This is a genomic window from Nocardia seriolae NBRC 15557 (genome assembly GCF_007990715.1).
In the GTDB taxonomy this organism is placed as follows: Bacteria; Actinomycetota; Actinomycetes; order Mycobacteriales; family Mycobacteriaceae; genus Nocardia; species Nocardia seriolae.
Genome location: NZ_BJWY01000238.1, coordinates 1 through 2,823 on the forward strand (window position 1 = coordinate 1; position 2,823 = coordinate 2,823).

Sequence of the window (2,823 nt, forward strand, 5' to 3'; positions counted from 1 at the left end):
GGACACTAGCGGCACACAGGACTTCGCGTGGGGTGGACTACCGCCATCGGGGACGCAGTACCCCCATGGATTCTGCAATGGCTCAACTTCGGAGCGGCATACCCGAAGGGCGATCAGGACCAGCTGTTCGCCCTCGGCGATGCGTTGAAGCACGCCGCCGCCGAACTCGAAAAACTCGAGCCTTCGCTCAAGAGCGCCACCAACCGGGTCCCGCAGTACTACGAGGGTGATGGCTCCACCGCCATAGCCACCGAGTTCGCAAAGCTTTTCGACGCTGGCGATGTTCACTCGATCCCGAAGCTGATCGAGGGTCTGGGTGATCTCGGCCGCGACGCGCGTTCCACCGCAACCGAAATCGAGTTCGCCAAAATCCAGGCGGAGATCTTTGCGGTTTTGACGATGTGGACGGTCTATTCGCTACTCTCGTCCATCTACGGATGGGCCGCGGTCACACCCGTCCTCGCGGGGGCGCGCATCACGCTCGGCAAATTCGCAGCGGAAGTAGCCGAGCGAATCGGCGCGAACATGCTGAAGTCGGGATTGAAAGAGCTGGCGGCGCCGCTGTCTCGCGAGATCATCGTGCCGGCCGGTGAACGGCTTGCACTCATAGGCGACCGGCTCGCACCGACTCTCGAAAAGCTGGGTACGCCGCTCAACAAATGGCAGGCACTGAATCAGACCATCGCCAAGGCTCCCGCCGTCGTGCGCTACCCGGTCGCGGCGCTCAAGGGCGGGGCGATGGGAGCCGGGCTCGACGCGGGCTCCCAGGTCGTCCAGATCATGGAGGGGCATCGCGACGGCGGCTTCGACCTCAAGCAGACGTTCCAGACCGGCCTGCAGTGGGGCGCGGGCGGCGCGCTTGGCGGGGTCGGGCACGACCTGTCTAACAAGGGTCTGAGCATCTTCGGCAAGGACGTCCCGAAGTCATTGGGCGGACGCCTCACCGGTGGCGTTGTCGGCGGTCTGGCGGGCGCGGGCGGCATGTACGGCGCCGGTCTCGGAACCCAGCTCTACGACAATGACGGGAACTGGAACAAGGTCAACAAGAGCTTCAGCCCTCAACTGCTCATCGGCGGTCTGGCCATGGGCGGCATGGGCGGTGGAGCGCACGGACTGCATGAACGAAGCGCCGAGATCGCGACGAATCTCGATGCGGGTCCGACACAGTCCACCATGGAAACCGCTGCCGTGGACAAGGGCGGGCCACAGGCGTCGCCGATGCACAGCCAGCCTACGGAAAACGGTGTTACGAACGCACCTGAGCAACGAGGCAATCCCTCTAACGAGGCCGCGAAAACCTCTGATATCGGGGCAAAGTCGACCGATACCGGTGCCAAGGTATCCGACGGCGGAGCAAAGGTAGCCGACAGCGGAGCGAAACCGGCCGACCCTAACGCGAAGTCAGCTGACAGCGGCGCACGACCGGCCGGTTCACAGGACCGGCTCAGTGAGGCGAACGGGCCGAAGGACGCCCGTCCGTCGGCGGACAATTCGGCGCGCACGGCCAACGCCCCGTCTTCGGACCAGAAGGCGAGTTTCGCTGCGGGCACGCAGGATAAGGCCGCACCGGCACCGACGGGCCGGACACCCGAAATCCGGTCGGTCACCCCACCAACCGAATTGCGCCCGGTCACCGCCGAGCCCGCCAATGCGGCCTCACCCGCACACGTCACGCAGACGCGAACCGACGCACCCGCATCTGATGTCGCACCCACTCGGTCCGATCAGAAGCCTGAGAGTGGCACACCGAACCGGGCGGCATCCCCGGAATCCCCGGCGCGCACGGAACCGCCTGCAGATCGGGATCGCGCGCGGCTCGAGGGCCACACCACCAAACCCGACCCGAATGCTCATTCCGCAGAGGAGGTTCCGAAGGAACACCCGGAGACGAACACGGATCGACCCGCCACCGAACCTACCGCGGCGGATCAGTTCGTGGGTCCGATGCCCTATGTCGAGCCTCCGGCCGAAACGCCCCGGGCCATGTCGGCCGAAAGGCCCAGAGCCACGCCGAGCAGGATCGTCGACGAGGGCCCGCACCGAAACGACCAAGCCCGCGCCGCGGCCGACGCGGTCGACGATTTCCGCGGCGACGCACGAACGCACGAACGACCCGAGGAACCCTACCTGACCGAGCCTCACGTCGCGGAGGCGTTGGCGCGGGGCGACGAGCAGGAACTCACTACCCAGGTCAACGGCGTCGAGACACCGGTGAGCGATGTTATCCGCGACCGCTTGCCGCAGCATCCAGAGCTGGTCGAAGCCATCCGGAACAACCCATTCCTGGAGCGTTCGCTACTCGAACGGCCCAAAGCCCTGGCGTCGCTGCTCATCCACCCAGAGGGCCTGCCGATACTGCACGAAGCGCTTGCGGCCCTTCACGAGCGCGGTCCGGAGATCTGTCTCGCCGATCCGGTCCATATCGAGGAAACACCGCTCACGTCTGAACAGCACGTGACATCTGAGGCCACCCAGAATGCTGTGCGCGACAAAGGAATCGCCGACAGAACGCAGCCTGGATTCGATCAGAGTCGCCGCAAGGACACCGAGTATCAACGCGAATTCCTCCGGCAACAGTACGACGTGTGGGAGGAGACCCAGACGGCCCTGAACGAGGTCGTCACCGACATTGCCGGAGAGACCGGTGAGCCCGGCTGGCGCACCGAGCCGAAGGACGAGGCGCGGGCATGGGACAAGATTCGCGAGTACAACGGCGATGTTTCGCGGCTCACCGACCTGGTCGGCGCGAAAATCGTCTATTCCGATGTCGCCGAGGCCTATAAGGCTCTCGACAAGATCGTGAACGATCCCCGGATCGAAGTC

The 2,823-nt window shown here is 65.0% G+C and carries 1 protein-coding gene; it reads left to right on the plus strand.

What is annotated here, in order from left to right:
• Nucleotides 1-27 precede the first annotated feature (27 nt).
• Nucleotides 28-2,823: WXG100-like domain-containing protein (locus tag NS2_RS35340; RefSeq protein ID WP_045440564.1), on the plus strand; the 2,796-nt coding region annotated here is incomplete at its 3' end.